Source organism: Paenibacillus polymyxa, from assembly GCF_018614975.1.
GTDB lineage: Bacteria > Bacillota > Bacilli > Paenibacillales > Paenibacillaceae > Paenibacillus > Paenibacillus polymyxa_E.
This window is the reverse complement of the sequence record NZ_JAGGNR010000040.1, coordinates 97697-103696: the sequence shown is the minus strand read 5'-3', so window position 1 is coordinate 103696 and position 6000 is coordinate 97697. Positions and strand designations below refer to the sequence as shown.

Below are 6000 nucleotides of genomic sequence, written 5' to 3'. Positions count from 1 at the left end.
TTTACAAAGGGTACACTTTAAAACAGAGGAGGTCCTAGTATTGGTAAATGGAATCGTGAAATAATCCTGGTATTTGAAATGATTATTTTAATCCAGACTTCGTGTTGGCATGCTCTTCAGCATTCAGGGAAGCAATCAGCTTCTCGCCTTCAACATCCAGGTTTGGCAGAATGCGATCCAGCCATTTTGGAAGTGCCCAAGCTTTGTCTCCGAAAATAGCCATGATGGCAGGGACCAAGCCCATACGGATGATAAAAGCATCAATTAGAATGCCTACAGCCAAAGTGAAACCAATCTGCTTGATCATGACATCGTCAGTGAATATAAATCCTGCAAATACAGAGACCATAATCACTGCTGCGGCAACAACCACGCGACTGACCTGATTGTATCCATGAACGACGGATTCGGTCCCGCGATGACCATGCACATAGGATTCCCGCATGGAGCTCACAAGGAAGACTTGATAGTCCATCGCGAGGCCATACAGGATACCTGTCACGATGATCGGCATAAAGCTCAGCAGCGGGCCGCCTGTATCGAAACCAAAGAGCGAATGCAGCCAGCCCCATTGGAACACAGCAGTTGTGATCCCGAATGTAGCCAGGATACTAAGCAGGAAGCCAATTGTTGCTTTGATGGGAACGATGATTGAACGGAATACAAGTAACAGGATGATCAGTGACAACAGGATGATGATGCCTACATAAATAGGGAACACCTGCGCCAGTTTGGCTGACATATCGATGTTAACAGCTGTAAGTCCTGTAACGCCGAGTTTCACATCATAGGTCTGTGTGATGCTGAAATCAGCCGCGCGTAGATCAGTGACCAGTGTTTTAGTGAGAGTATCGTTAGGACCCGTTTTTGGAATGAGACTAAAGATAGCCAAATCTTCTGTCATACCAAGCGGTGTAACCTGTGCAACATTGTTTTGACCTTGCAGCTCCATCATCAGACCGCCCAAGAGTTCCGGCGTGACTTTTGCGGAAGATTGTTTAGGCTCTGCGACCAGAATAAGGGGTCCGTTGAATCCTTCCCCGAAGCCTTCGGAGATGGCATCATAGCTTTGTCTTGCAGTTGTATCCAGATTCGCTGAGGAAGCGCCGGGGATACCCATTTCCATTTTGGTGATCGGGGTCGCGGCAAAACCAAGAATAACGATGATGGCGATAATGGTAGCCCAACGATTTTTGATAACGAATTTCACCCATCTGTCCGCGACTCCGTGACTAGTGGCTTTAGGATGTTTCGTGCTTTTCTCACGAGCTTTGGCGGAACAGATGCGTTCTCCTACCAATCCCAGTAAAGCCGGCAACAGGGTTAAAGCAACGAATACGTTAATGAGCACGGTGGCAGCTGCGACCAAAGCCATCGTAGACAAGAATGTGAGACCAATGACCAGCATACCGCACAGTGCAATAATGACGGTTAATCCGGCAAAAAATACTGCGCTGCCCGATGTACCAATGGCTCTGGCCGTTGCTTCTTTTGCGCTCAAGCCTTGATCAATGATCATTCGACGCTGGCGATTAACAATGAAGAGAGCATAATCGATTCCAACAGCTAATCCAACCATGAGAGCCAGGACGGAGGTAACACTAGGCATTTCGATGAATTTGGAGATGGAGAACGCACCACCAACTCCAATGGCAACTCCGAGAAGTGCAGTGATCAGAGGCAGACCTGCTGCAACAACGGAGCCAAGGGTGATCAGCAATACAATGACAGCAATCACCAATCCGACAATCTCAGCCGAGCCGACCCCAATCGATACCGTTTTAAGCGTTTCGCCTGGCAAGACCGTGATGTTGGTTCCTTGCTCTACCGTCATAACGGAGTCAATAACGGAATCAAATACATCCTGTGTTATGGCAGACTGCTCCATTGTAAATTGGAACTGGAACAGTGCAATGCTGCCGTCCGAAGAGATCAGCATACCAGGTACAGGAACACCATCCACCATCAAAGGTCCATAGGGAGGAGGCGTGGTTGTTGCGGATTGTGCCGTATCGGTAGCCTGAGCATTCTGAGCCATCTCAGCGGAAGCACCTGAGTTACTCGCTTCAGCTGCATAGTCCGCAGGATTAATGACTTTGTCTAATCCGTAAACTTCATTAACACCTTTCATCATGGCAGCCAAACGTTCAGGCGTATCCAAACGCTCGTTGTCAGGTGCCTTGAACACAACACTTCCTTGACCACCGGAGGCTGCTGGCAGTTCTTTTGCCAATTGATCCAGAACCTTCTGTGACTCTGTGCCTTCAATCTTCATTTCAGAACTGATGTGAATACCATTGATGCTGATCATGGAGATGACAATTCCCAGAATTAAAACCCAGCCTATGATGAAGGTTGCAGGTTTGCTAAAAGCGGTTTTCCCCACTTTGTATAATAATGTAGACATTTCTCTATTTTACACTCCTCTATGATGAATGTGGATGGTTGGCATGTTCGAATCCTGCACGCAAATGATTAAACGTGGTTTCCAAAAATTGATCGAACGTTAAAGCACCGGGCTTGGTATCTTCAGTAATGACTTGTCCAGGCAGCAACACATTGAGTCTTCCATCAATTAATGGCAGTATCGATCCATATAGTGCGTTAATCAGTAGATAAGTATAGATCTCGTCATATTTCCCGTTAGATAAGTCTAATAAGGTATCTTGTGCCTGCGTCTGCATCCGGTGCATGGCTCCAAGGTAATGCGGTTCTAGCACAGGATAAGTCTGAGATAGGGAGAGTAGCTGATGAAGCCTTCCAATTAGTTCTGTTGTAAGCTGCATCTTGATCAGGTTATACAGTACGTCAAGCAAGGAGACGTTGTCGGGCAATTCGGTAAGTAACTCCTCGAGTTCCGTTGTATTCTGGACAGATATTGCGCCTCGGGCTACTGCCTCTTCCTTACATGTGAAATAGTTTGCAAATGTTCTACGTGAACAACCCACCTGATGCACGATATCTTCAACCGTAAAGCCATCAAGCCCATGTTCAAGGGTAAGTTCAAATGCAGTACCAGCAAGTGCTTTTTCAGTTGCTTCTTTTTTCAAATGTCGCAAGTTTCGTTTGATCATTATTCTCCGCTTATGCGTTCACCTCCAACTCCAATGACTATGGTTTAATTCTTTTAAGAAGAGCACACTTACTGAATATGCACTTTGTGAGGTTTATCATAACAACAAGTTGCACATTGTGCAAATTTACTCATTGTGCAATTATTTTATGTGACGGCTATACTGCGAATCAATGCTTCAACTCCTGAGGAATGAATGTTAAAATCAGAGAAAAACTTGGGGCGATGACGGGACATGAGTAGTCGTAAACAAAGTTTATTGGAAACAGCACTTGCACTATTTTTAGAGCATAGCTATGCAAATACAACAATCCAGATGATCTTGGATGAATCGGGTGTATCCAAAGGCACATTCTACAAATTCTTCAGTTCAAAAGAAGACTGTTTATATTCGATTATTGATCAGCGCATGCAAGAGGATGTTTTCATCCGCAAGGAACTTGAACAAAATCACTATACATCGGATTATGACCTGCTCGTAGACCAGATTGCGATTCCTATGTCTGTACCTAATAAAGAGCGAGTATGGGAATTATATTGGACGGGTTTTTATTCCGGGGAGATTAACTCAGCCAAACTGGCTACAGTTCATCTAAAATGGCTATCTACACGCTTGATTCAAGTGTACGGGAACGACATTAGCTTATATGCCAACGAAGGGGCAATATTGTGCTACGGCATACTACATCAGATTGCGAACACATCAAGAAGTCTAAATACGCAAAAACCGGTATGGAGCGAAGTGGTTCCAAAAGTATTGACGTACATTGAAGTGATCCTAAGAACAATGCACCAGAGAAATGAACATATTTTCGACTTTCAGTCTCTCTATTTCCTGAATGCCGATGAGCGTAACCATGATATGGGTCTGGACATCGATAATGTATTGATCGAATTTGATGAGTTCAACAACCGTGTTCAAAAATCCAAGGAATCTGCATCATTAAAGCAACTTTCGAAGGGGCTTTTAGCGCTATTACAGGATCAAGAGGATTTAAATATCCCTGTAATCGAAGTGGTGCTTCAAGCATTTCACAAAGAGTACAAATCAAGTGCATTTCAATCTGAAGCCAATAGACTGACCGAAGCCTGTTGGTGGTATTTGGAACTGGTGAAGCAACGTAATTAATCGGGGGTTGGCTCGAAGCCGACCTCTTTTTTTGCTTTTTATGCTTGTAGTATTTCCATAGATTCGAATAACTTCACTCCGAAAGGAAGATTTATATGAATAACTCGAATAACCAGACATATGAAAAAGCAGAATTTAGTTTATTTAGCGAAGAAAATAGCAAAGACCCATTTGCCATGTTTGCACAAATGCGTGCCAAAGGTTCCGTTGTCCCTATTCCTAATCCAATGGGTGGAGCAGGGCAAACCTGGATTGTAACTCGGATGGACATTGCTATGGAAGTGCTGAAAGATCACTATCGATTTACGGTAGATATGAAATCTATTGATAGTGGCAATGATATTCGAAAGCGTTCACTCCGAGATGTTGGGTATACCTCAGGAAGACCGACCTCAGATTCATGTATGGTCTGAAGCCATTGCAAAAGGTCTTGGTTTTGGTAAACAGGACCCTGCAGTAGCGCAGCACTTGCAATCATTCGCAGAGTACACCTCACAGCTTGTCGCGAACAAACGAGTGGAGCCCTCAGATGATCTCATCAGTCAATTGATTGCGATTGAGGAGGAGGGTAATCGATTGAATGAAGATGAATTAATATCCATGATCACGTTACTAATATTTGCTGGACATGAGACAACTTCCAATCTGATTGCAACCGGCTCTTATCTTCTTCTGACACATCCCGAACAACTGAAAAAAAATCTAAATCTGGTTCCTTCTGCAGTGGAGGAGTTGCTACGATATAACGGACCCGCCACTTCTTCAGGTCCTCGTTATGCAACACAGGACACGGAGTTGGATGGACAATTGATTCAAAAGGGAGATGTTGTAATTCCACTTCTGAAATCAGCGAACCGGGACGAGCAGCAGTTCACTGACCCCAAAGAGTTGGATATTGAGCGCAAAATAAAACGGCATTTGGCCTTTGGACACGGCATCCATATGTGTCTTGGCGCTCCACTTGCTCGTGTAGAAGGGGACGTGGCGTTTACTACGCTTTTACGTCAGCTACCGGATATTCAGCTCAGTGTTTCTCAGGAAGAGATTCATTGGCACTCTGCTTTGTCATCACAGGGATTGGCATCGTTGCCCGTAAAATTTTAATAGATACACTCTTAATGCAGAACATAAAATCGAGTACATAATTTTCGTTGTGGAGGTAAACCTTATGAATAAAGATGAACTTTTTATGCATAAAGCCATTGAGCTTTTCTGCAAGCTCGCAAAGAAGGAAACGAACCATTTGGCCCATGATCTATTAGCGGAAATTGCTGGAAGAAACATAATAATCGCGTTGGATAAAAATAATTTGTGATAAATGCTTGATTTTTATTCCGACGTCTGATAGTGTAAGACCTGTGATTTTGGAAAGTGGATTTATCAATATGAATTGGAGCTTTCCAGCAGATAATTTGACCACTTCCACAGGAAGTTAAGGCCATACGGACAGCCGGGTCAAACGCCGATTGGCAACTTATGTTGCCTTATTGATTGAGTTCAAAGCTCAAATTTTATAAGTTGGTTACTTTACAACCAGTGCAATTGCACATCAACTTGTGAAACGGTCAATAAGAGTGGTAAAGGCGAATTATTTGCTATATAGACTCTGATCCGATATTGATATACATGAAGAAGCTTTCCACTGGAGGAGTTCTTTTGAACTTGTTTAGTTATGGAGACTTTGCGTCTTTTTAATGATGTATATCGACAAGCAAGTGTGATGATGCGTGATTGCGGCATTGTTCACCTTGCTTTTTTTGTTGGTTCAAGACCGGACCGAAGTTGAAAAAACGATAAA

General features: G+C 43.7%; 6 protein-coding genes. 4 read left to right on the top strand and 2 right to left on the bottom strand.

Features of this window, described 5'->3' with window-relative positions; genetic code table 11:
• Positions 1-82: 82 nt before the first annotated feature.
• Entirely contained in the window at positions 83-2407 is a 2325-nt protein-coding gene (locus J7E78_RS24905) for an MMPL family transporter (protein ID WP_215078954.1), read from the bottom strand.
• A 19-nt stretch (positions 2408-2426) separates the two neighbouring features.
• Complete coding sequence (locus tag J7E78_RS24900; protein ID WP_215078952.1) at positions 2427-3074, bottom strand: TetR/AcrR family transcriptional regulator; 648 nt, start codon at positions 3072-3074, stop codon at positions 2427-2429.
• A gap of 234 nt (positions 3075-3308) precedes the next feature.
• Between J7E78_RS24900 and J7E78_RS24895 the strand changes: the two genes are divergently transcribed.
• The 4 genes from J7E78_RS24895 to J7E78_RS24885 all read left to right on the top strand — a co-directional run bounded on the left by J7E78_RS24895 (position 3309) and on the right by J7E78_RS24885 (position 5517).
• Complete coding sequence (locus tag J7E78_RS24895; protein ID WP_215078950.1) at positions 3309-4202, top strand: TetR/AcrR family transcriptional regulator; 894 nt, start codon at positions 3309-3311, stop codon at positions 4200-4202.
• Between the two features lie 95 nt (positions 4203-4297).
• A complete protein-coding gene (locus J7E78_RS29545) occupies positions 4298-4615 on the top strand; it encodes a cytochrome P450 (protein WP_251035250.1) in 318 nt (105 codons plus the stop codon).
• Positions 4566-5306, top strand: coding sequence for a cytochrome P450 (locus J7E78_RS24890; protein ID WP_251035249.1), 741 nt, complete (start codon positions 4566-4568; stop codon positions 5304-5306). Before J7E78_RS29545 ends, J7E78_RS24890 begins: the two co-directional genes overlap by 50 nt.
• 64 nt (positions 5307-5370) lie before the next feature.
• Complete coding sequence (locus tag J7E78_RS24885; protein WP_215078948.1) at positions 5371-5517, top strand: hypothetical protein; 147 nt, start codon at positions 5371-5373, stop codon at positions 5515-5517.
• Positions 5518-6000: the final 483 nt, after the last annotated feature.